Annotated in this window: 14 protein-coding genes and 1 tRNA gene; 6 read left to right on the top strand and 9 right to left on the bottom strand. The window is 65.5% G+C overall.

All coding sequences use genetic code 11. The annotated features are described in order from the left end of the window. Window positions 1-40 precede the first annotated feature (40 nt). Window positions 41-1,102 (top strand): GGDEF domain-containing response regulator, encoded by a 1,062-nt coding sequence (locus tag DESTE_RS04150; protein WP_035065316.1) that lies wholly within the window; start codon window positions 41-43, stop codon window positions 1,100-1,102. Further along, window positions 1,077-2,408 carry a tyrosine recombinase XerC gene (locus DESTE_RS04145; RefSeq protein ID WP_245590719.1) on the top strand — a complete coding sequence of 444 codons (1,332 nt, stop codon included), beginning with the start codon at window positions 1,077-1,079 and terminating at the stop codon, window positions 2,406-2,408. Before DESTE_RS04150 ends, DESTE_RS04145 begins: the two co-directional genes overlap by 26 nt. Before the next feature lie 160 nt (window positions 2,409-2,568). Here the strand turns inward: DESTE_RS04145 and DESTE_RS04140 are convergent, their stop codons facing one another. The 6 genes from DESTE_RS04140 to DESTE_RS04115 all read right to left on the bottom strand — a co-directional run bounded on the left by DESTE_RS04140 (window position 2,569) and on the right by DESTE_RS04115 (window position 14,437). Beyond that, the gene (locus tag DESTE_RS04140; RefSeq protein WP_035065314.1) at window positions 2,569-3,690 is read right to left on the bottom strand and encodes an NAD(P)H-dependent flavin oxidoreductase; all 1,122 of its coding nucleotides are present in this window, start codon (window positions 3,688-3,690) and stop codon (window positions 2,569-2,571) included. 331 nt (window positions 3,691-4,021) lie between these two features. After that, a complete protein-coding gene (locus DESTE_RS04135) occupies window positions 4,022-7,345 on the bottom strand; it encodes a PD-(D/E)XK nuclease family protein (protein ID WP_084559356.1) in 3,324 nt (1,107 codons plus the stop codon). Beyond that, window positions 7,342-10,773, bottom strand: a complete 3,432-nt coding sequence (locus DESTE_RS04130; RefSeq protein ID WP_035065311.1) for a UvrD-helicase domain-containing protein — start codon at window positions 10,771-10,773, stop codon at window positions 7,342-7,344. Before DESTE_RS04130 ends, DESTE_RS04135 begins: the two co-directional genes overlap by 4 nt. Window positions 10,774-11,071: 298 nt before the next feature. After that, window positions 11,072-12,418 (bottom strand): ATP-dependent 6-phosphofructokinase, encoded by a 1,347-nt coding sequence (locus DESTE_RS04125; RefSeq protein WP_035065308.1) that lies wholly within the window; start codon window positions 12,416-12,418, stop codon window positions 11,072-11,074. A 269-nt stretch (window positions 12,419-12,687) separates the two neighbouring features. Next, window positions 12,688-13,683 carry a glycosyltransferase family 2 protein gene (locus DESTE_RS04120; protein WP_035065307.1) on the bottom strand — a complete coding sequence of 332 codons (996 nt, stop codon included), beginning with the start codon at window positions 13,681-13,683 and terminating at the stop codon, window positions 12,688-12,690. A 196-nt stretch (window positions 13,684-13,879) separates the two neighbouring features. Beyond that, window positions 13,880-14,437 carry an HDIG domain-containing metalloprotein gene (locus DESTE_RS04115; protein WP_035065304.1) on the bottom strand — a complete coding sequence of 186 codons (558 nt, stop codon included), beginning with the start codon at window positions 14,435-14,437 and terminating at the stop codon, window positions 13,880-13,882. Between the two features lie 299 nt (window positions 14,438-14,736). Between DESTE_RS04115 and DESTE_RS04110 the strand changes: the two genes are divergently transcribed. Then, the gene (locus tag DESTE_RS04110; RefSeq protein ID WP_035069670.1) at window positions 14,737-16,434 is read left to right on the top strand and encodes a PSP1 domain-containing protein; all 1,698 of its coding nucleotides are present in this window, start codon (window positions 14,737-14,739) and stop codon (window positions 16,432-16,434) included. Window positions 16,435-16,478: 44 nt separating this feature from the next. Beyond that, a complete protein-coding gene (gene metG, locus DESTE_RS04105) occupies window positions 16,479-18,569 on the top strand; it encodes a methionine--tRNA ligase (RefSeq protein WP_281172042.1) in 2,091 nt (696 codons plus the stop codon). Window positions 18,570-18,751: 182 nt separating this feature from the next. Here metG and DESTE_RS04100 read toward each other — a convergent pair whose 3' ends face one another. From DESTE_RS04100 to DESTE_RS04090, 3 genes are all read right to left on the bottom strand, one after another. Next, a complete protein-coding gene (locus tag DESTE_RS04100; RefSeq protein ID WP_035065299.1) occupies window positions 18,752-19,507 on the bottom strand; it encodes a TVP38/TMEM64 family protein in 756 nt (251 codons plus the stop codon). Window positions 19,508-19,608: 101 nt separating this feature from the next. Then, window positions 19,609-20,034, bottom strand: a complete 426-nt coding sequence (locus DESTE_RS04095; RefSeq protein ID WP_035065296.1) for a hypothetical protein — start codon at window positions 20,032-20,034, stop codon at window positions 19,609-19,611. Between the two features lie 111 nt (window positions 20,035-20,145). Then, a complete protein-coding gene (locus tag DESTE_RS04090) occupies window positions 20,146-20,874 on the bottom strand; it encodes a glycosyltransferase family 2 protein (RefSeq protein WP_035065293.1) in 729 nt (242 codons plus the stop codon). A gap of 111 nt (window positions 20,875-20,985) precedes the next feature. Here DESTE_RS04090 and DESTE_RS04085 point away from each other — a divergent pair. After that, window positions 20,986-21,062 (top strand) — tRNA-Met (locus tag DESTE_RS04085). A gap of 130 nt (window positions 21,063-21,192) precedes the next feature. After that, entirely contained in the window at window positions 21,193-22,575 is a 1,383-nt protein-coding gene (locus DESTE_RS17885) for a hypothetical protein (protein ID WP_156925266.1), read from the top strand. Window positions 22,576-22,850: the final 275 nt, after the last annotated feature.

The following is a 22,850-nucleotide window of genomic DNA, read 5'->3' as shown; positions in this document are numbered from 1 at the left end:
CTGCGCGCCCGCGCCCGCCGCACGCGGGAGGGGGCGCGCCGTGAGCACACGCCCCTTGGGTTTCGGCGCTGCCGCTGCCGCTGCGGTGCCGCGTTGCTGGCTGGTTACGGCGGATGGCTGTCTGGCCGCCACCGTGCGCGCCCTGTGGTCTGGTGAGGGCGATGCGGCGGGGCAGCGCCCGGCACCGGCCCGTCCCATGGACTGGCGGGTGTTCGACAACGGGCGGGCCGTGCTGGAACAGTTCTTTCTCGACCCGCCGGACCTGTTGCTGGTTTCCGCCGCGCTGCCGGACATGTCGGGCGTTTCGCTGATCCAGTTGGTGAAAGGCGAAAACGTCTACCGCCAGGTGGCCACGGTGCTGGCCATGGACGTACCCGGCGTTGCCGGGATGGACTGGCAGGGCGTGGAGGCCGACGACTTCATGGTGCTGCCCGCCACCCCGGCACCTGCCGAGGGCACGGGCTGCATGCCCCTGCCGCCCCCGCTGGCCACGGAGCTTTCGGCGCGCATCGAACTGGCCCTGACCCGTGCGGGCCGCGCCCTTGATGCCAGCCCCCTGACCAGGCTGCCGGGCAACACTTCGATCATCAAGTTCATCCAGGGGCTCATCGACCGGCGCATGGATTTCGCGCTGGCCTATGCCGACCTCGACAACTTCAAGGCCTTCAACGATAAGTACGGCTTTTCTCGCGGCGACGAGGTGCTCATGCTCACCGCGCGGCTGCTGGCCACCACCGTGCGCGAGGTGCGCGGCCAGCCCGCCTTCGTGGGGCATGTGGGCGGCGACGACTTCGTGTTCGTGACGCCCGTGGACGAGGCGGAAGACGCCTGCCGCAGGGTGGTGGGCTCCTTCGACGCCATCGTGCCCGGCTTCTATGACGCGGACGACCGCACGCGCGGGGCCATCGTGGCCCACGACCGGCAGGGACAGGTGCGCAGCTTTCCGCTGATGGCCGTTTCCATCGCGGTGGTGTGCAATCAGCCCAGTACCGGGCTTTCGCTGGCTCACTACGGCGAGGCCTCGTACCGGGCCAGTCAGGTCAAGAAGCTGGCCAAGGACAGGACGGGCAGTTGCTATGTCTTCGACCGGCGACAGGCGTGAACGGGGCGGGCGCGGCGCATCCGGTGCGGATGGCGGCGGTGCGGATGCGCCAGCTGAACGGACCAGACCGGCGGCACGCCCCACGGTAGCTGCACCCGCGCGCGGCTCCAGATCAGCCCCATCCATTTCCCCGCCCGCTGCTGTTCCATCCGACCACGAACTGGCGTTCGACGGTCCGTTTCCTGCCGCCCGCGCGGAACTGCTGGAAATGTTCCTGGCCCATCTGGGCATGGAAAAGGGCTACGCCGATGCCACCGTGACCGCCTACGGCACGGACATGGACCAGTTCGCGGCGTTTCTGGCGGAAGCGGGTAGCGGCCCGGCCATACCCGGCAAGCCGTCCTTGCCGAATCCCGAACCGTCCTCCACCGGGCTTTCGCTGGATACCCCGGAGCACATCACCAAGCGCCACGTGCAGCGGTTTCTGGCCGAACTGCACCGCCAGCGCATCGCCAAGTCCAGCGTGGCCCGCAAACTTTCGGCACTGCGGGCGTTCTACCGTTTCCTGCTGCGGCTGCGCCGGGTCACCACGGACCCCACGGCGGGCGTGCACAACCCCAAGCAAGACCAGCGCCATCCCCACGCCCTGAACGTGGACCAGGCCTTCGCCCTGCTGGACGAGCGGCGGCAGCGCAAGGCCCTTGCCACGGCTCACACAGGACACGGCACGGATTCCGGCCACGGCGACGCGGTCCTGCTGGCGCGCGACCTGGCCCTGGCCGAACTGCTGTACGGCTCCGGCCTGCGTGTGTCGGAAGCGCTGGAACTGGACGTGCTGGACGCGGACCCCACATCCGGCGTGGTGCGGGTGATGGGCAAGGGCGGGCGCGAACGCATGAGCCCGCTCAGCGACACGGCACGCGATGCGCTGTCCGCCTGGCTGGCCGTGCGCCACGAGGTGGACGAGGGCCGGGGCGAACCCGCGTTGTTCCTGGGCGCGCGGGGCGGACGCCTGAACCGGCGGCAGGCCGCGCGGATCATCGAGGCCCTGTGCCTGCGGGCCGGGCTGCCGCAGGCCATATCCCCGCACGGATTGCGCCATTCCTTCGCCACCCACCTGCTGGAGGCCGGGGCCGACCTGCGCAGCGTGCAGGAACTGCTGGGCCATGCCCGGCTATCCACCACCCAGCGGTACACCCACCTGACCCTTTCGCGCCTGGTGGACGTGTATGACCGGGCCCACCCCCGCTCGGATCTGGCGGGCAAGTCGGGCCGGGCGGCTCGTCCCAAGCCCGCCGGACGACCGGATGCGCCCGCAACTGTTGCCGCGCGATCTAAAAAGAGGAAGGGGGCGCCCAAGGGATAACTCCTCATCGCCCAGGCAAAATAAACCCCACCGCCCGGTTGCGATGGGGTTGCGATGGGGTTGCTGCCAACTGAAAAGTTTTGGAGGTTGGGGGTCCGGGGGAAGGAACCTTTTGCAAAAGGTTCCTTCTCCCGGTTTTCTCAACGAAAAACGGCAACGCCTACGCGCGCAACATGCCGAAGCGCTTGGCAATAGCCTCCTCGAACTCCTGCTGGAGCGAGGAAACCAGTTCGTGCACCGACTGGATGCGGTCCACCCGGAACACGTTGGCGCCGGAGAAGGCGAAGCCCTTCTCCAGGTTGCCCCGCATGGCGTTGATCAGCGCGGCGGCGATGCAGTAGGGGGTCTTTTCCTGCTCGCAGGTGCTGATGCACTTGAACACGCACTTGAAGGGCTTTTTCGCGCCTTCGCGCATGGCCTCGATGAACGAGTTGCCAATGGCGCGGCCCGGCATGCCCACGGGGCTCTTGATGATGGTCACGTCCTGTTCGGTGGCGTCCACGTAGGCCTGCTTGAAGCGGTCGTCGGCATCGCATTCGTGGGTAGCCACGAAGCGGGTGCCCATCTGCACCCCGGCGGCGCCCAGTTCCATGAACCGGGTGATGTCCTCGCCGGTGTACACGCCGCCCGCGGCAATGACCGGAATGCGGCGGCCCTTTTCATCCTCGAAGGCCTTCACCGCTTCCACCACCTGGGGGATGACCGCTTCCAGCGAATGGCCGGGATCGTCGATCTCCTCGGCCTTGAAGCCAAGGTGCCCGCCCGCCTTGGGGCCTTCCACCACGAAGGCGTCGGGCAGGTAGTCGAAGCGGGATATCCACTTCTTGGCGATGACCGAGGCCGCCCGGGCGGACGACACGATGGGCACGAGCTTGGTGCGGAATTCTTCCTTCTTCTGGTCGCAGGCGTCGCGCAGGTGCCTGGGCAGGTCCAGCGGCAGGCCCGCGCCGGAGAAGATGATGTCGGCCCGCTCCTCGATGGAGGTGCGGACCATTTCGCCAAAGGTGGTCAGGGCCACCATGATGTTCACGCCCACGATGCCCTGGGTCATTTCGCGGGCCTTTTGCAGCTCGCGGCGCAGGGCGCGGACGTTGGCTTCGATGGGGTTCTTGGCCACGTCGGGTTCTTTCATCCCGATCATGGCGGCGGCGATGACGCCGATGCCGCCTTCATTGGCCACGGCGGACGCCAGGCGCGACAGCGAGATGCCGACGCCCATGCCGCCTTGCACGATGGGTATGCGGGCGACCAGGTCGCCGATATTCAGGGTCGGAAAAGGCATGATTCAGTCCTCCGGTGCGTGCGTGCCGGTGAAGGCACGCGGAATGTACCGGGCCCGCGCGCATGCAAGGCATGGTCGTGGGCGCTCCGGTGTGCCGCCATGCGCGGGCGGCGCGCGGAAGACCCGCGATGCGGCGGGATGCCGGAATCGCGTGGTCTCCGTGGACTGCATCGGAGTCTTTCGGGCAGCAAACGCGGGTGGCGTCGTGCGGTACGGTGGCGGCGGTGCGGTTTATCCCGCGCAGTCCCCACTGCGCGGGCGCATGCGTCGTCGGCCGTGGCCGGGCGGACGCCGCGCTGGCGGCGCGGAAGGGCCGATGCGGCCCGTTCCCTCAGGCGCGCATTTTACACAGTTTTGCGCAAGAGCACCAGTCGCAATGTTTGCCGTCGCGCGGCAGCAGCAACGGCGCTTCGGCCATGTGCCGCAACAGGAAGGAGAGCAGGGCGGGAATGCGGGTGGTGATGGCCGCATCGCGGGTTTCGTCGTCCGTGCCTTCGTCGAACAGGGGCAGTTCCTGCCCGGCATCGCGCAGGATGACCCAGGCGGCGTCGTGCACGTCCCGTCCGGAATGCTGCCCGTACATGTGCACGTAGGCGGGCAACTGCACGCCGTGCAGTGCGGCGGCCACGTCGGCCAGCAGATCGGGGTCGCGGTCGGGGGTCCACACCTCGATGCGTTCCCACAGGTCGTCGTCGGACCATGCGGAGGGCTTCCATTCCACCTTGCCGGTCTTGTAGTCCAGGATCACCGCGCCTTCGCCGTCCTCGAATCCGCGCAGGTCCACCCGGTCCACCCGGCCATGCAGGCGGCGCACGCGGCGGCCCGCGCTGCCTGGCACGTCGATGGTGGTCTCCACGGTTTCTTCCAGGTCCAGCACGGTGAAACGTTCCGGCTGGCGGGCCAGGTAGCGGCCAAGGCGTTCCGGCCCGGCCACTTCCAGCATCAGCAGGGCGTCGGGCGGCAACTGGGCCGAAAGGCCGGATGTCGCCAGCCGTTGCAGGAACAGCCGGGTGAGGTGATCGGCGGAAAGCTCGTCGCGGCGAACCTCGCGCCCCTTGTGGGGCAGGTGAAAGTCCAGCAGCACCTTGTGCAGCAGTTCGCCCACGGCAATGGGGTCGTCGCCCTCGTTCACCTCGTCCGGCGGGGCCAGCCCGGCCAGCCGCTCATGAAAGAAGCGCACCGGGCAGGTCAGCCAGGCATCAAGGGTGGACGGCGACACGGGCGCGTCCAGCAGCCGTTCCAGCGCATCGTTGATGGCGGTGGTGCGTTCGATGGGGCGCGGCGCGGAACGGAACGGACGCACCGTGCAGGCGGCGGCATGCAACGGGGGCTGGCCGGGAGAGAGCAGGCCGCCGCGCGCGCGTTCCTCGCGCCACAGCAGTTCTTCCACGAAGCGGCTGCGGATTTTCTTTTCGTCCAGCAGGCCGCTACGGTCCACGCCGGTCTGGTAGCACAGCACGGCTTCTTCAGCTCCGGCCAGCAGGCGGTGGAAGTTGTGCGCGGCCACCCGTTCGCGGCGGCGCGAATCGGGCAGCCCGACCATGGCGCGCAGGCTGTCGGGCAGCAGCGGGTCGTGCCCCGGCGCGCCGGGCAGGCGATCTTCGGTGGCGTCCAGCACGATGACCCGGCGAAAGCGCAGCAGGCGCGTTTCCAGCATGCCCAGCACCTGCAACCCGGCCAGGGGCGTGGCTTCGAAGGGCACGCGTTCCTCGCGCAGGGTTTCGCGCAGGATGGTGTGCAGCACCTCGCGCGGGAAGGGCGTGTCCGCCAGTTCGCAGTCGCGCAGGGCGGGTATGACCCGCTGCATGAGCCGGAACAGGCACTCCGCGTCGATGGGAAAGCGTTCCCACAGGGTGCCGCCGTGGGCCAGCAGCAGGTCGCACAGCGCGCCCACCACATCGGCCACGCGGGCCGGGGTGTCCGCCGTTTCCCAGCGGGTCAGGCACAACTCCAGCACGCGGTGCAGCAGGTCGGCTGCCGGTCCGTGCTCGCCGCCGGGGGCCTTCTGGGCCACCTCGCGGGCCAGCGCGCGCGGGTCCACGTAGCTGGCCCCGCCGCGCACCACGTTTTCCATGAGGTGGAACAGGTCGCGCAGGGGGCGTTCGCCGTCCAGTTCCAGCATCTTCAGGTAGGGGTGACGGATGCACTCGATGACCGTGCGCCAGTGGTAGCACAGGGTGGACGGCGCGGCGTCCGCTCCACCTGGGGCAGAGGGAAACAGTTCGTCCGGCCCTTGTTCGGGCACTGCCAGCGATGCGGCGGGCCGGGCAGTCTCTTGCAGGCGCATCAGGGTTTCCACCAGCCGCACCAGCGTGGAGCGCACCAGCGGGTAGCCCATTGAGATGTTCACGTCCTTGTCCGGCAGGTGGTGCAGCACGGGCATGAGCAGCCCGGTGTCCGGCAGCACCACCGCCGTGCCTGCCAGTTCGTCGGCGTTCGGGGCAGTCAGGGGGATCGGGGCGACCGGGATGGAATTTTCGGTACTTTCGATTGCTGGCGTTAGACGCGATTCCTTCAAATTGCCGGATGGAGTTGCGTTGGCCGCCGGGGCGTCGGGTGTATCACCGCTTTCGGCGCGCAGTTCCCGTTCCATGACCAGCAATTGTGAATGCAGGTCGTACCCTTCATGAAAGGTGATCGACGGGGTGTGCCCGGAAGGCGGGCAGGCCAACTCGGCCCCGGTCCGCCAGGAGGTCAGCCAGCGTACATGGTCCTCGCAGGTCCAGTGCACCGGGCGCGCGCCCAGTTCCGCCACTGCCGCGTCGGTGTGCAGGCACACCGTGGCCCCTTCGTGCCGCCACAGGTGCAGGAACAGCGCTTCTTCCGTGCCGGTGAGGGTGGAGAACCCCGCCACGAACAGTCGCTTGCCCGCCAGCAGCGGGGGCAGGGTGAAGCCGTCCGGGCGTTCGGTGGCGCGGCCCGTTTCGGCGGGGCCGGGCAGCAGGCGCACGGAGCGGAAGGCATCGAAGCCCGGCGTGGTCCAGCCGCGTTCGGTCAATGCCGCCGCGTACGCCTCGTGGATGCGGCCCAGCGCGCCCAGCAGGGCGGCAGCAAAGGGGGCCACCTGGCCTTCCATGTACTGGTAGTCTTCCGGCACGCGGTTCTGGACGAAGAATTCCTCCATCAGTGCGGCAAGGCGCACGCCCCACGGAAAGAACCGCCGCTGGTCCGTGGCGGCAAGGTGCTCGTACAATTCATCGCCGGGCCTGGCCAGATCGCGCACGCAGTCCATGAGCAGCCCCACCCGGTCCAGCAGGGGGATGGGCCGGGCCGGGCGTGCGGTGGGGTCTTCCGCGTGGGCGCGCAGCAGGGTGAACATCTGGCGCACCGTGAACACGCGGGGCAGCAGGCAGGGCCGGGCAATGTCCGGGGCGCGGCGGATGCGGTCCACAAGGTAGCGCCCTGGGCGCCCGTGCGGAAAGACGAACACGGCATCGCCGGGGCGACCGTCCGTGGCTTCGATGAGCGTTGTGGTAAGCCCGGCCAGGAAGTCCGTATCCCACGGAAAGATCAGGAACGGGCGCGGCCCGGTGGGGGCAAGCACGCCGTACGGGGTGCGGGACGCGGCGCGTGTGGGCGCGCGCCGGGTGGCAGTGCGCTTGGGCCGCTTCGTGGATGGCGCACCGGGCATGAGGATATCGTCTGGACCGGTCACGGGCGGTGTCCTTCACTGGGGTCGTTCTGAGGGGCCTCGTTCTGGGGGGCATCATTCAGGGGGGCGGCGTTCTGCGTGGCGGTATCGGCGGTGCGCAGGGCCACGGGCTGCACGGTGCGCCCGTCAAGGTATACCAGCACGCCCCGCACGCCAGCGGGGCCGCGTCCTGTGGCATCGGCCAGCAGGCCGAGGTAACGGCGCACCTGCGCCACATGATCGTCTGAGGGGCGGCCCGTTTTCCATTCCACCACGGTGCAGGTTTCCCCGTCGTCCACCATGAGGTCGGTGCGGTGGATGCTGCCCTGAGCGTCCATGATGGACTGTTCCGGCACGCCGTGGGTGAACCAGTGCGCGGCCTGCGGCAGCGCCGCCAGCCACGCCAGCATGGCAGTGAGTTCACGCGCGGTGGCCTCCGGTTCCGGCACGGGCAAGGGGAAGGCCCGCATGCCGTGGGCAACGGCGCGGGCGGCGTCCTGGTCCGGCGCGCCGGTAAGGCGCAATTGCTCAAGGCAGGCATGCACCAGCATGCCGCGCCGTCGTTCGGTAAAGGTGAATTCCTCAAGCTGGTTGCGGAAAATCTTCAGGCGCGGCAGCCATTGCATGGGCCGCCACGGGGCGGCTGTGGAGGACTGGTCCGGTGCGTGGCCCACGTCGGGAGTTGACGCCGGGGCTGGTGACGGTTCGGGCAAGGGCTGCGGAGCATCGGAGGGTGCCGTCTGCCTTGCCGCGTCGTCATCGGTGGCATCTTCCTGCGCTGGGGGCACCACCCCGGCCACATACTCCTGCCCCGTGTCGATGTTGCACCCGGCCAGCAGGGCGCGCACCCCGGCCAGCAGGGACGAACTCCGCTCGGCAAACGGGGTGGAGGTGACGTAGGCGTGCAGTTCGTCCACGGGGCGCGTCCAGCCCACATAGAGCAGGTGCAGTTTTTCGGCGGCGGCAGCCGCCTGTGCGTGGTGGTAGCGGTCACCCATTTCCGGGCACAGCGGGGCCAGCAGCGGCTGGCCGTCCAGTTCGGCCACAACCAGCGGCGGATCGGTACGGTCGGGCTGGTGGTGGAAGGGGATGACCACCACCGGAAATTCCAGCCCCTTGGACTTGTGCATGGTCATCACCCGCACGGCGTCCATGGCTTCCGGCATGGGCACCTTTTCCTCGCCGCCGCTTTCGACCCAGAATTCCAGAAAGGTTGCCAGAGAGGTGAGCCCGCGCGATTCCGCGTTGTGCACCACCTCCAGAAAGCGGCGCACGTAGCCGATGTCTTCCGGGTGGCGTTGCGCCACGCGGAAGCGTTCGAAGATTTCGCGCACCGTGTCGTAGGGGCCCATCAGCCCGGCGCGGGCGTAGAACGGGGCCAGCCACGTTTCCCACGCCACGGGGAAGGCGGCGCGAAAATCGGCCAGCAGCCCCCTGCCGCCGCGCGGGTCGTCGGCGGGGCGGGCGCAACGGTCGGCCAGCCAGTCGCGTAGCGCGCGGTCGGAAAGCCCGCTGACCCCGCCGAACAGTTCCGCACCGGTCAGCACTTCCCACAGGGCCAGCGCGTTGGGCGGGTAATCGAGGAAGGACAGCAGGGCCACGGTCTGCGTGACGAGGGGGTGGTCGGCCAGCCGCAGGCTGTTCTCGGTCACCACCGGCACGCCCCAGTCCATGAGCCACGAGGCCACCAGCGCGGATTCGTCGTTCTTGCGCACCAGCACGGCCACGTCGCGCCACGGGCGGCGTGCGGCCAGATCGTCCAGAAACAGCGCGCGCAATTGCTGGCGCACCTTGTCACGCAGGTCGCCGTTATCCTCGCCGTGCAGGGGGACGATGCGCACCAGCCCGCCCCGGGCCGAATCCCTGTCCGGAACTTCCTGCGCCGCCCCGGCAAAGGCCCGCGCCACGGACGCGGCGGCCTCGTCCAGTACGTGGGTTGGCGTCTTGTCGCCCAGCATGGCCGACAGCACGCCCCGCGCGCGCAGCGGGTCGTCCAGTTGCGCGAACACGGTGTTGTTGTGCTGCACGATGGCCGCACGGCTGCGCCAGTTGCGGGGCAGGGTATCCTGCTCCGGGTCGGGCACGATGGCGGTAAGCGCGGGGGACGCCAGAATGTCGTCGAACAGGGCGGAATCGCCGCCGCGCCAGCCGTAGATGGCCTGCTTCACGTCGCCCACCCAGGTCAGCCCGCCGCCGCGCGACAGGCATTCCACGGCCAGCGGCTCGATGGCGGCCCACTGGTCGCGGCTGGTGTCCTGAAATTCGTCGATAAGGATGTGAGCGAGGCGCGTGCCCATGCGGCAGAAGGCTTCCGACACGCCGAACTCGCCGTGCAGCACGTCGCGGGCGTGCAGGGGGATGAGCGGCTGGGGCAGCTTGCCCTCGCGCCGCTGGAAATCGGGCAGGTGCGCGGCCATGGCGCGGGCCAGACCGGCCAGCGGGGCCACCTGCAAGGCGCGCTGGATGAGCCGCCCGCGCACGGCAAAATCGTTGCAGGCGTCGCGCCAGGCGTCGAAGGCCGCGCGGGCATCGTCGCTGCCCTTGCCTTTGGAGGCCTTCAGCAGGCAGTCGTCCAGCCCGCCTTTTTCCAGATAGACCGACTTGGACAACGGAGAAAAGGCGCTGTTCTCCGCGCACTTGTCCAGAAACTTGTGCAGGTTGGCGGCTGCGGAGAGTTGCTCTTCGGCCAGGACGCGCGACAGGGTGGCTGTGGCGTCCTGCATGTCCGAGTGGATGGTCACCAGCCTGGCGGCCAGGGCGTCGGTATCCACATCAGGCAGGCCACCCCGGTGAGGGGTTTCGTCAAACGGGTCGGGGCCGGACATGCCACCTTCCGCCAGATGCAACTGCAACAGCTGCGAAAGGCGCACCCGCAGCCCGGCCCCCACGGTGAACCCCTTGAGATCGGTGTGGAAGAGCAGCAGGCGGCAGGCGTCGCGCACGTCGTCCCGCAATTGCACGTCGCCCCGGCGGGCGCGGTCCAGAATCAGGTCGTACAACGGCTCGAAATATTCGTCGGGCGAAAAGGACGGCTCGAAGTCGGGCGGCAGGGACAGTTCCAGCGCGGCCAGCCGCACCAGCATGGTCAGCAGGCTGTCGATGGTGCGGATGTTCAGCGCGCCGTAGCGCCGCAGGATGATGTCCACCCAGCGGGCCGCGCGGGCCGGGGGCCATGCGCCATCCCCCCCGTCTTTCCCTGTTTTGGCCGGATCCGCCAGAGCATGCTCCTTGAGCAGCCGGATGACCCGCTCCTTCATTTCCGACGCGGCCTTGTTGGTGAAGGTCACCGCCAGAATGTCCGGCCAGCAGTGCCCACCTTCCACGGCCAGCGCGCAGGCCCGCCCGTCCTCGTCGCGCGCGCCCGCCAGCAACGACAGGAACCGCCGGGTCAGGGTGTAGGTTTTTCCCGATCCGGCGGAGGCCTTGATTTGCGTCAGTGCTGGCGTGGGCATGGGGAGGGGGTATCCAGGACTAATGAAGGAATTTTTGCGTGCTATCTGGTTGAGGACAGCACGTTACTGTCTTTCCGACCGTGCCCGGACGACAGGATTTCGGGCTTCCGGCAAGAAACATGTGCTTTACGTGACGCCCCGTCACTGTCTTCGAGGCGCGGTCTCCAAAGCAGGATTTTCGTTCGCTGGCAAGGAAAACAAGCCGGCCATGAGGGAGTATACTCTTATCGTATTCGACCGACATGGCCGGCGAAGTTTGACGACGCCAGCGGGCGAAAGGACGCTTTGGGGGCCGCGCCTAGATGGGGCAGGCGCGGGTGGTATCCGGCACCATCCCCGCCAGATCCACCTGCCCGGTGGACTCCAGCACCGCCCGCCAGTAGTCGGACGCCACGTTCAGCCTGCGCCGGGTGCGGGTTACCAGGTCCAGCGGCAGGTGCACGTAGCGGTCCATCAGCTTGGACACCACCATGCCGGTGCGCCCGGCCATGGCGGCATGCACGGCGTGCTGGCCCAGAAAGCCGCAGTACACCCGGTCGTTGGCGTTGGCCGGTACGGAGCGGATGATGTAGCTGGGGTCGATGTACTTCAGCGAGAACGGCAGCGAATGCTCGTCGCAGTAGCGCTTGATTTCGGTGCGCAGCAGGGTGGCGATGTCGCCCAGAATGGGGTTGCCCGAGGCGTCGGTTTCTCCGGTGCCTTCCAGCAGGTGCTGGCCTGCGCCTTCGGCCACCACGATCACGGCATGGGCGCGCGAGCGCAGCCGCTTTTCCAGCGCGGGCAGCAGGCCCCCTTCGCCGTGCAGGGTAAAGCCCACCTCGGGGATGAGCACGAAGTTCACTTCCTTCAGCGAAAGGGTGGCGTGCGCGGCGATGAAGCCGGACTCGCGGCCCATCAGCTTGACCAGCCCCACGCCGTTCATGGCCCCCAGCGCTTCCACATGGGCGCACTGGATGGCTTCGGTAGCCTTGTACACGGCGGTTTCGAAGCCGAATGACTGGCTGATGAAGTTGATGTCGTTGTCGATGGTCTTGGGGATGCCGATGACCGAGATGCGCAGGTTGCGCCGGGCGATCTCGGCCACGATGCCCGACGCCGCGCGCATGGTGCCGTCGCCGCCGATCATGAACAGGGCGCTGACGTTCATGCGTTCCAGCGCGTCCACCACTTCTTCGGGCGACTGCGGCCCGCGCGACGAGGCCAGGATGGTGCCGCCGAACTGGTGGATGTCCGAGACCTTGTCCGGGGTCAGTTCCATGAATTCGTGGCGGAACTTGGGGATGAACCCTTCCAGCCCGTAACGGATGCCGATGACGGCGGGCACGTTGTAGGCGTGGTACGCCTCCATGACGATGGCCCGGATCACGTCGTTGATGCCGGGGCACAGGCCGCCGCAGGTGACGATGGCGCACTTGGTCTTGGAGGAATCGAAATACAGGTGACTGCGCGGCCCGGCGGGCTCGAACAGCAGGGGCACGGATTCCGCGCCCAGTTCGGCGATGTGCTCGCGGTCGAGGAACAGGGGGATGCCCTGTTCGTCGGCGTAGCTGCCGTAGCAGAGCGGGGTGGGTATCTTGGCCGGTCCCAGGACGGGAATGGTGGTGTCCAGTTGCAGGACGCCGTTGTCGTAACGGGTCGAGGGCATGGGGTCTGTCCTCCCGGGGATGGCGGCTTGGAGTGTAGTGGGCGGAACCGAAAGGGCCGGGTGAAAACGGTCCCACGGCTTCATGGGCATTTTGGGTGGTTTTTCACCGGAGATACCTGCACAGGATAGCATGGCGCAGTCCATAAGGCCAGACTGCGCGCCCGGAATCAAAGGGGCGGACGGTTTAGCGCCGTCCGCCCCGTAGCGTTCATGTTTGGCGTCGGCCTTTCGCGCGCGGATAAAGGCCGCGTCGCGGTGCCGACGCCCGGCTACCAGGGGGTGGTGGGGTACTGCATGCCAAGCTGGGTATCCAGCATGGCCCGCGATGTTTCGCGCAGCACGGCGGCGTTGTGGCGGGCGCACTTGTCGCAGCCGATGCCGGGCAGCGCGGACACCACGTAGCGCATGCTGGTGCCGACCAGTTCCAGCAGGCTGTTCCCCAGCGAGGTGAGCACGCAATAGTTCTTCCACACGTATAGCATTTCGTCGCGCACGCGGGCGCGCACCACGCCGTCGCCGTTCAGGTCGAAGTCCTCTACTTCGGGCCGCAGGACAAAGGCGTCCTGCGCACAGGCGCGGGCCTGCGGCACCACGGCCACGTTCCAGTCGAACATCACCGCGCGGCGGATGCGGCGGCACAGGTCGTGCCCGGTGAAGGCATCGCCCTGAAAACGTTCGTCCAGCGGACCCAGCTTGCGCAGGGCGGCGGTCTTCACGGCGGCGAACGCCAGCGAGACGGCCTGCACGCGGGTGGGCTGCTGGAAGTGCTTTTCGCCGTAGGCGGGCCAGTTGAACCAGGTGCGCGGCAGGCGGCCCGGCAGCCCGCTGAGGCGGGCCAGCTTGACGATAAGGCCGGGCAGGCGGACGGCGCCGCGCAGTACGGCGTCCTTGGGGCCGGTGACCATGCCGCCGGCCACCATGCAGGCGGGGGTGGTATCCATGTGTTCCGCCAGGCGGCGGGCAGCGCCGGGGCTCAGGGTGACGGCGGGGTCCACGAAGATGATCACATCGCCGCTGGCACGGGCGATGCCAAGATTTGCGGCGGCGGCAAAACCGGCGCTGGCCGGGGCTTCGACGATAACGGCTTCGGGCGCGATGTCGCGTGCGTTGCGAATGGTGGCGTCGGTGGAGGCGCGGTCCACGACGATGATGTCGGCGGATTCGGCAAGGCCCGTCATTTCGGCCGCTGCGGCGCGGACCGAGGCAAGACAGTCGCCGATGTACTTCGCCGCGTTGGCGGCGACGATGACGAACGAGAGCTTCATGCGGGGTTCCTTCGAGTTGTTGTACGTTGGAGCGGTGTCGGTGTTGCCGGAAAGGGGTGCGCCGTGGCCCGATAGGCCTGATTTGTTTGATCGGCCCGGCTGGCCCTCTCGGCCCGGTTGGCCTGACTGACTCTACCGGCCCGGGCGCACGGGGCAGGTCGACTAGCGGGTCAGGCCGACTAGCGGGTCAGGCCGACTAGCGGGTCAGGCCCAGTTCTGCGGCAGCAGGCGTCATGGCCTCGATGGCGATGGTCAGGAATTCGCCAAGCTCAAGGCCTATGGCCTCGCACTCGCGGATTCTTTCGCGGCTGACGCTGGCGGCAAACGCCTTGTCCTTCATCTTTTTTTTCAGGCTGGAGGCCTGCATGCCGTCCATGCCGGTGGGGCGCACCAGCGCGGCGGCGCTGACCAGGCCGGTCACGCTTTCGCCGCAGCGCAGGGCGCGGTCGAACAGGCTGGCCGGTTCGCGTCCGGTGTATTCGCTGTTGTGGGCCACGATGGCCTGCACGGCTTCCGGCGGCAGCCTGTCGCCGATGAGGTCCACGGCAACCAGACCGTGCCGTTCGGGCGTTTCCTTGGTGAGGGGGTAGTCGATGTCGTGCAGCAGCCCGGCCAAGCCCCAGAGTTCGGCGTCCTGCCCGAAACGGGCGGCCAGGCCGCGCATGACGGCCTCGGTTGCCAGGGCGTGCTGGACAAGGTGGGGTTCCGGGTTGTGCGAGCGCAGCAGTTCGATGGCTTCGGTGCGGGGGAGCATGCGGGCCTCCGGTGGACGGTCTTCGTGAAACTGGTCACATGGGCTTTGAACCTTGTACGGTACGAGCACGGGCGTTGCAACCGCCGGGAACAGGCGCTTGCCGAAACGGCGCAATGCCGCCAAGGCCGCGCGGGGCGCGGCTTTATTGACACAGGCCTCATAAAAGCGGAAAAGAGGAGGTTATTTCGCCAAGGAAGGTGGAGATGGCCGCCACGCGGCCATGCGGCGTAATCCGTTCGCATCCCCTTTCGCCGGAATGTTTCCGGACGGGCGTCAACCGGCTGAAACCGGCGAGCATGATGGAACGAATACTTGGCATCAAGTTCCGTGAATACGGACAGATATACTATTTTCTCAGCGGTGGTCAGCCCGTTGCCGTGGGTGACAGGGTGATCGTGGAAACCGATCAGGGGCAGGGCATCGGCGAAGTGGTGACCCTGCGCGACGACCTGCCGGAAGACGCGGGCGAGGCCGAGGCCGACCTTCGGCCCATCCTGCGCGTGGCAAGCGGCGAGGACCTGGAGCAGGCAGCGGAAAACGAGAAGCTGGGCGACGAGGCCCGCGCCTTCTGCAACGAGTGCATCCGGGGCCGCGACCTGGAGATGAAGCTGGTGGACGTGGAGGTATTCTTCGACCGCAGCAAGATCATCTTCTATTTCACGGCGCCGACCCGTATCGACTTCCGCGAACTGGTCAAGGACCTGGTCAAGAACTACCGCACCCGCATTGAACTGCGCCAGATCGGCGTGCGTCACGAAACGCAGATGATCGGCGCGGTGGGCAACTGCGGCATGGTCTGCTGCTGCCGCCGCTTTTTGCGCAAGTTCGCCCCGGTGACCATCAAGATGGCCAAGGAACAGAATCTGTTCCTGAACCCGGCCAAGATTTCCGGCATCTGCGGGCGCCTGCTGTGCTGCCTGAGCTACGAGCAGGAAAACTACGAGGAATTCCACCGGCGCTGCCCGCGCCTGGGCAAGAAGTACCTGACCTCGCGCGGCGCGGTGAAGGTACTGCGCGCCAACATGTTCCGGGGCAGTCTGGCCCTGCTGACCGAATCCAATGAAGAGGTCGAGGTCACGCTGGAAGAATGGCAGCAGATGGAACCGCGCCGACCGGAGCAGGGCGGCGGTGGTCCCGCTGGCGGTCACGGCGGCAACATGCCGCGCCCGGACGGGCAGCATGAACGCCGCGCGGATGGGCCGGAAGGTCAGCCGCGCGAGGGGCGTGACGGGCGCAGGCCCGAGCGTGGGGACAGGCCGGAACGGGGTGAACGTGGCGATCGGCCGGAGCGATCGGACAGGGCTGACAGGCCCGACCGTTCGGATCGTTCGGATCGTGGAGAACGGCGCGATGGACGTGCCCCACAGGCCCAGCCCGCCCCGTCCGCGCCTCATGACGCTCCGCGCCCCGCGCGCGAGGCCGCTCCGGCTGGCAGCATCGCCCAGGCCGCGTTTGCCGCAACCTTCGATACGTTCATGACCGGCGGCCCCGTACCGCAGGCCGAAGGGGCGGATGCCCCGGTGGTCGTGGAGACAGGTCCCGCGGCCCTGACCGGTGACGGCGCTGTTTCCACCCCGGCGGATGCGGCAGCCCCGATTACCTCGGTTGCTACGGTTGCGCCGGTTACTACGGCTGCTTCCGCTGCGGGGGGCGAGTCTGTTGTTCCGGCGGGGGTACCTGCCGGGTCGGGCGAACCCTACGGTGGCACTGCGCCGCAGGCGTCCGGCACAGGGGCAGCGGCTCCTGAAGCTGGTTCGTCCCAAAACCAGCCCGGTGCTGCACCTGCCGTACAGGCACCTGTAGTGGCACCGACCGTGGCGAGCGCACCGGCGGCCATCGCCATGCCCCGCGCGCGCGGCCCGTTGAAAAACACCGACCCGTCCACCCTGCGGTCCAGCCGGGGGCGGCGCAAGCGCAAGCGGCGGCCTTCCGGTCCCCGTGAAGGCGGAGAGGGCGGTTCCGGCGGCGGGCACGACGGCGGCCACGGCAACGAATAACTGACGACACCGGCCAGCCCCGGCTCCGTGGTTCGGAGCAGGGCATGGCGACCATACAGGCAACAGCTTCCGCCCCCGGCGTGCGCCGGGGGCGGGCATCATATCGCAAGGGCGGCGCGGCAGACCCGTACCGCCCGCAGCGCCCGAATCGGGAGACTCACGTGGACCGCTTCTACATCACCACCCCCATCTACTACGTCAACGCCAAGCCGCATCTCGGCCATGCCTACACCACCATCGTGGCCGACTCGTTGCGCCGCTTCCACCGCCTGCTGGGCAAGGACACCTATTTCCTGACCGGCACCGACGAGCACGGCGACAAGATCGTGCAGGCCGCCGAAAAGGCCGGGTGCTCGCCGCAGGAATTCGTGGACGGCGTGAGCACGCAGTTTCGCGACCTGTGGCCGCATCTGGGCGTGGAGTATGACCAGTTCATCCGCACCACCGACGCGGAACACAAGAAGTGCGTGCAGGACGTGTTGCAGAAGGTCTACGACAGCGGCGACATCTACTTCGGGGAATACGGCGGCCACTACTGCTACGGGTGCGAGCGGTTCTACACCGAGAAGGAACTGGAAAACGGCCTCTGTCCACAGCACCAGGTGAAGCCGGAATACATCAGCGAGAAGAACTACTTTTTCCGCATGTCAAAGTATCAGGGGTGGCTGCGCCAGTACATTCTGGACAACCCCGACTTCATCCGGCCCGAGCGCTACCGCAGCGAAGTGCTGGGCATTCTGGACAGCGGCGCGCTGGAAGACCTGTGCATCTCGCGGCCCAAGTCCCGCCTGACCTGGGGCATCGAACTGCCGTTCGACAAGGACTACGTGTGCTACGTGTGGTTCGACGCGCTGATCAACTACATCTCCGCGCTGGGCTGGCCCGATGGCGAGAAGTTCGGTCGCTTCTGGCCCGGCGTGCAGCATCTGGTGGCCAAGGACATCCTGAAGCCGCACGCGGTATTCTGGCCCACCATGCTGAAGGCGGCGGGGCTGGAGCCCTACAACAATCTGAATGTGCACGGCTACTGGCTGGTGCGCGACACCAAGATGTCCAAATCGCTGGGCAACGTGGTGGACCCGCTGTCCATGATCGACAAGTACGGTCTGAGCGCCTTCCGCTACTTTTTGCTGCGCGAGATGCACTTCGGCAGTGACGCCAGCTTTTCGGAAGACGCGCTGGTGGCCCGCCTGAACGCGGACCTTGCCAACGACCTCGGCAACCTGTTCAGCCGCGTGCTGTCCATGACCGCCAAGTACTTCGGCGGCGTGGTGCCCGCGCAGGGGCCGCTGACCGAGGAAGACGAGGCCATCCGTACCCTGGCGGAAGAGGCTCAACGCAACTACGTGCGGCTGTTCGAGCGGGTGCGTTTTTCCAACGCGCTGGAATCGCTGTGGGAGCTGGTGCGGGCCCTGAATCGTTACGTGGACCATGCCGCGCCGTGGGCCCTGTTCAAGCAGGGCGACACCGAGCGTCTGGGCACCGTCATGTACGTGATGCTGGAATGCATGCGCAAGGTGGCCGTGCACCTGTGGCCGGTGATGCCCGAGGCTTCCACTGTGTTGCTGGGGCAACTGGGCCAGACACTGGACCCTGCCACCGTGCAATTGGCTGACGAGGCCGACCGCTGGGGCGGGCTGGCCGCCGGGACCACCGTGGCGGCATCGTCCAACCTGTTCCCCCGCGTGGAACTGGAAAAGACGGAAGAAGCCAAACCCGCCAAGGCGGAAGGCAAGAAGAAGGAGAAGGCCGCCGCGCCCGCGCAGGCTGCCGCCCAATCCGCCGCGCCTGCTGCTGGCGACGAACCCGCCACCATAGAGTTTGCCGATTTCCAGAAGCTGGACATCCGCTTCGGCACTGTGGTGGTGGTGGAACGCCACCCCAACGCCGACAAGCTGCTGCGTGTGGAAGTGGACCTTGGCGAGGCTGCTCCGCGCCAGATCGTGGCCGGGCTTGCTGAATACTTCGAACCGGACTTCCTGCTGGGGCGTCAGGTGGCCGTGGTGGCCAACCTTGCCCCGCGCAAGCTGCGCGGCCTGGAATCGCAGGGGATGATCCTTGCCGTGCGCACCGAAAGCGGCATGCAACTGGTGGCCGCGTCCGGCCCGGTGGCCAACGGGGCCAAGGTGTCGTAAGGCGGCGTGCCGCGAGAGTCGCGGAAACCGTTTCTCCAGTCTAGAATGAAAACCGCTCGCCGATGCATGTCGGCGGGCGGTTTTGCGTCGTTGCGGGAAGGGGGGGCGCGCAGATGGCGTGTTTGACGGGTGGGGGGGGCTGCCCCAGTCAGTCGCCTGCGGGCAGGTTCTTTTGTAATGGGCTATGCGCCCTTGTCGGAGGGCGAGGATTGGCTGCCGCCGTCCGGTCTGCCTTCCGGTCCGTCTTCCGGTCCGTCCTCTGGAGCTTCCAGGGTGTCGTCCACCCGGTAGCGGCGGTACAGCAGGTAGCCCAGCAGGCTGGACAGGACGAACAGCACGGCGCTGGCAGTGGTGCGCAATTCTGGAGAAACGCGTACGCCGCTGCCCAGCAGGGCGAAGATGAACGTTTGCGGCACATACCCGGCGGCGGACCCGGCAATGAACGGCAGCGCGGGAATGGCGCTGACCCCGGCCAGCAGGTTGGTCAGCACGTTGTTGCCCACGGGCAGGCAGCGGATGATGAACGACATGGCAAACGGGTCGCGCCCGAGGAAGGCGTTGATTTTGGCCACCCTGCGGCTGAAGCGGCGCGCCACGAACGACTGCCCGGCAAGGCGCGCATAGTAGAAGGTGACCACGCAGCTCATGGCCGTGGCCAGCGTGCCCCACACGGTGCCCAGCACCGCGCCGAAGGCGTAGCCGCCCAGAAAGCTGACCACCTGCCGGGGCATGCCCACGGCGGTGAGCAGGCAGCCCACGCCAAGGTACAGGGCCAGACCGGCAACGCCGTGGTCGCGGATGTTGGCATCCACCCAGGCGGTGTCCAGGGCGTCGTGCAGGCCGGAGAGGCGCAACAGCGCAATGGCGGCGGCAAGGCCGAGAAAGACGAACGCACCCTTGAGCACGCGTTTGAGAAGTCGGGTGGGGCGGTTGGTCATGCAGGGTGATGGCTGGGGCCGGGTGAGGGTGGACGGATGGGCGGCGCACACCGCATGTGCGCAGTAGCGGCAACGGGCCGCGTCGTCAAGGTGCCGGGGTGTCAGCGCTGGCGCGGCCAGAGCAGGGGCAGGGCCAGCATCTGTCCGGCCAGCAGCAGCATGTCGCGTTCCAGCAGGGCAAAAGTGGCCACCAGCGCGCCGCCGGTCAGCAACAGCCCGCGAGAGATGCGGAAAACGCAGGGCATGCGGGGTGGAATTTCATCGGGATAGTCGCCGGGCGTAGCCTCGTGCGCGCCTGCGGGAGGGCCGGGGGCTGCGGCCATGGCGGGTGTGAAATCGTATGTCGCTTTGGAGTCGGGCGAGGGCGAGCTTTCAGGTCGGCAAGCACGCTGGGGTGACGGTAGTGTGGAGCAGGCCCGCGCGCCTTCCCGGCGCACGGCCAGCACTAGCGCGGCCAGTTGCGCCAGCAGGCCGATAAGCAGGATGGCCCAGCGGGCGGGCCAGAGCGTCCATTCCAGCGTGTCCATCCAGTACTGCCTGCGGCGGGAAAGGGAGCCTCGGCCCGGTTCCGTGGATCGGGAACGGCGGAAAGGCGCGTACGGGCATTACGTCACGTTTGGCGCGTCGTTCCGTATCGATCAGTTGCGCTCGGCGATGTCGTAGTTGATGTAGCGGCGCTTCATCCACGCCACGGCCAGCAGATCGAAGGCGGCGGTCTTGGCGCGGCTGAAGGCGCCGTACTTGGACACGCCGTGCAGGCGCGGACGGTGGTTCACCTTCAGTTCGGACACGGTGGCGCCCTGCATCTTCATCAGCGTGGGCAGAAAGCGGTGCATGCCGGTAAACATGGGGATGTGCCGGGCCATGGTGGTGCGCAATATCTTCAGCGAGCAACCGGTGTCCTTCACCGTCTCGCCGGTCAGGCGGTTGCGGATGGCGTTGGCCCACCTGGAGGCGATGCGCTTGGCAAAGGTGTCCTTGCGCTTGGCGCGCCAGCCGATGACCATGTCGTACCCGCGTTCGAATTCGATGAGCATGGCGGGGATGTCGGCAGGGTCGTTCTGCAGGTCGGCGTCCATGGTCACGATGACCTCGTGGCGCGCGGCCTGGAACCCGGCGGCAAAGGCGGCGGACTGCCCGCAGTTCTTGCGGAACGACAGGTAGCGAATCTGGGGATGATCCGCCGCAAGGGTCTTGATGACCTCAAGGCTGCGGTCCTTGCTGCCGTCGTCCACGAACAGCACTTCCCACTCCTTGCCGATGTTGGCGATGGAGCGGCGGATTTCCTCGAACAGGGCGGGCAGGTTGTCCTGTTCGTTGTACACGGGCAGCACGACGGAAAGAGAGGTGATGTTCTTGTTCTGCATGGCCCGCACTACATAAGGAATTTGCCCGGCGATGTAAATGCGCGGTTGACAGCCCGGCCCGCGCCACGTATACACACCTTCTTCGCTGGGGAGGCAGTCCCCACATCGTGTCGCGGGGTGGAGCAGCTCGGTAGCTCGTCGGGCTCATAACCCGAAGGTCGTCGGTTCAAATCCGGCCCCCGCAACCAGAAAAATCAGAGGCTTACAAGGAAATACTTGTAAGCCTCTTTTTGTTGTTGGTGTTTAGCCCCACTATAGCCCCACCTTGGCGCGAGTCAGGTTGGGTGGTAATGGGCACGCCTTGTGGAGGGCGTACGAATGCAAGAGATGATCTTTGTGCAACGCTATCGCATGTGCGTGTGGCAAGTTGGGGTTGGGAAAGGCAAGGTGTCAAGAGGGTATGATGAAGTAGCTGGTTCAGTTTGTTGGAGAGGCGAAGTTTATGGTGTTCCATGGGTTTCTAGTGTTGAGACATTTCGCTCAGCTCATGTAGCGTTTGCAATGTTGAGAAATAGAATACGAGCGTATTTGCGGTGGTGTTATCGTTATAGGGTTATTCCTGCTGCAAGTTTTAGTCCTTATGGTATTTTAAATGTTGTAAATGACTGTGAGATTTATCTTCAAGAGAGAGTTGCTTTGTCGGTGTTGTTGGATTTTTATCGAGTGAGGATGCGGGATATATGCGCGCTTTTTTCTGAAGATAATACTGTTTTTGATGTCAATCGTGAAGGCTATGTTAAGCTTGCCGGAGTTTCTCGTGCTGAAGGCGTATTTCGTGGATATATGGTTTTTGATTTTAATGGTGTGTATGAATATTGCGATCTTGTGGATGGATGTTTGTGCGATGACTATTGTTTTATAGTAGATAATGCGAAAAAGAAGATCGTATTTCGATTTTTCGAAAAATATGAATACAGGAATAGGAGTGTCTTGTATCTAAGGGTGAGCCGTTGTGGAACGTTTTCTATAGATGCAATAGTTGTAGAGGTGCTTAGTGTTGGTGGTGGAAAGCATGTGTTTCGTGGCAAGAGTCACCTTTTACAATATTCTTTTTATAGCGTTAATGAGTCTGTTCTTTGTTTCGCGATGAATATTTTTGGAGGATTGGATTTGTCGAATAGGTATGTATTCGCATCGATTTATTATTTTGCTATTATGTTAACATCAACATTGTGTAAAAGCGGTGATGATGATGAGAGTAACGTTTATCAAGGTGAAAATTTTTCTTCAGTGTTGAAGCTGGATAGATTTTATATATCGCTTCGAAATAAGCGGGCTGTGGACACTGTCTTTCGTAATTTTGATATTGGGAATAATTTTGATATTCTTGAAGGTTCCAGTAGTGTAGAGATATATGTAAATGAATTTTTGCGTAGTATCGCTGTGTCGCGGTGGGCGGATATATCTCGCCGTGGTGGCGTAAAAGATAAGGCTTTTGCTGTTGTTGTTATTGGTAGGTATAGTGGAAAAAAACTAGAAAGAATATTTAGGTCGCTGAGCTTGCTTGTTGAGAAGCCTACAGATGAGTGTGCTGCCGTGTATAGAGAGCTGAGGCTCAAAAATTCGAAAGCGCATAAACAAAAAATATTAAATATGTTGAAGAAGGACATTTTAAAATACGCAATGGCTCATGATCTGCCAATGCCTCCTCCGCAGATGAAAAGTTTGCGCGGGCGGAAGGGAAAAAATGCTGAGGCTTAACATGTAGTAGTTCAGACTTGATCTGACACCCTGCTCCGTCCTGATGGCGCCGTTTGTCAGGTTAGTTGAGTTGCCCGACCTTTTCTTCCCAGAGCTTCTTTCCATCAAGAAGTGTGTACAGAGATAGTATTCACCTAACACTGCCGTGCCCGGCGAGGTGCTGATTAGGCTGCCTACTGCCTGTCGCGCCTTCTCTCGCTTGGTCCCTGGGAAGGTCATCAAGGAAGACTCAGTGGGGTGTCTGACCATTCATGCTTCTGTCTTGGTGCGTCCGT

Source organism: Nitratidesulfovibrio termitidis HI1, assembly GCF_000504305.1.
GTDB classification, from domain to species: Bacteria; Desulfobacterota; Desulfovibrionia; order Desulfovibrionales; family Desulfovibrionaceae; genus Cupidesulfovibrio; species Cupidesulfovibrio termitidis.
The sequence above is the reverse complement of the archived record's forward strand: the minus strand, read 5'-3'. Positions and strand labels throughout refer to the sequence as shown.

Bases quoted from the DNA above. Each gene is read 5' to 3' on its own strand.
- DESTE_RS04145 (WP_245590719.1), top strand. From the start codon at position 1,077: ATGTCTTCGACCGGCGACAGGCGTGAACGGGGCGGGCGCGGCGCATCC.
- DESTE_RS04120 (WP_035065307.1), bottom strand. From the start codon at position 13,683: ATGAAGCTCTCGTTCGTCATCGTCGCCGCCAACGCGGCGAAGTACATC.
- metG (WP_281172042.1), top strand. From the start codon at position 16,479: ATGGCGACCATACAGGCAACAGCTTCCGCCCCCGGCGTGCGCCGGGGG.
- DESTE_RS04115 (WP_035065304.1), bottom strand. From the start codon at position 14,437: ATGCTCCCCCGCACCGAAGCCATCGAACTGCTGCGCTCGCACAACCCG.
- DESTE_RS04095 (WP_035065296.1), bottom strand. From the start codon at position 20,034: ATGGACACGCTGGAATGGACGCTCTGGCCCGCCCGCTGGGCCATCCTG.
- DESTE_RS17885 (WP_156925266.1), top strand. From the start codon at position 21,193: ATGCAAGAGATGATCTTTGTGCAACGCTATCGCATGTGCGTGTGGCAA.
- DESTE_RS04125 (WP_035065308.1), bottom strand. From the start codon at position 12,418: ATGCCCTCGACCCGTTACGACAACGGCGTCCTGCAACTGGACACCACC.
- DESTE_RS04100 (WP_035065299.1), bottom strand. From the start codon at position 19,507: ATGACCAACCGCCCCACCCGACTTCTCAAACGCGTGCTCAAGGGTGCG.
- DESTE_RS04130 (WP_035065311.1), bottom strand. From the start codon at position 10,773: ATGCCCACGCCAGCACTGACGCAAATCAAGGCCTCCGCCGGATCGGGA.
- DESTE_RS04110 (WP_035069670.1), top strand. From the start codon at position 14,737: ATGGAACGAATACTTGGCATCAAGTTCCGTGAATACGGACAGATATAC.
- DESTE_RS04140 (WP_035065314.1), bottom strand. From the start codon at position 3,690: ATGCCTTTTCCGACCCTGAATATCGGCGACCTGGTCGCCCGCATACCC.
- DESTE_RS04090 (WP_035065293.1), bottom strand. From the start codon at position 20,874: ATGCAGAACAAGAACATCACCTCTCTTTCCGTCGTGCTGCCCGTGTAC.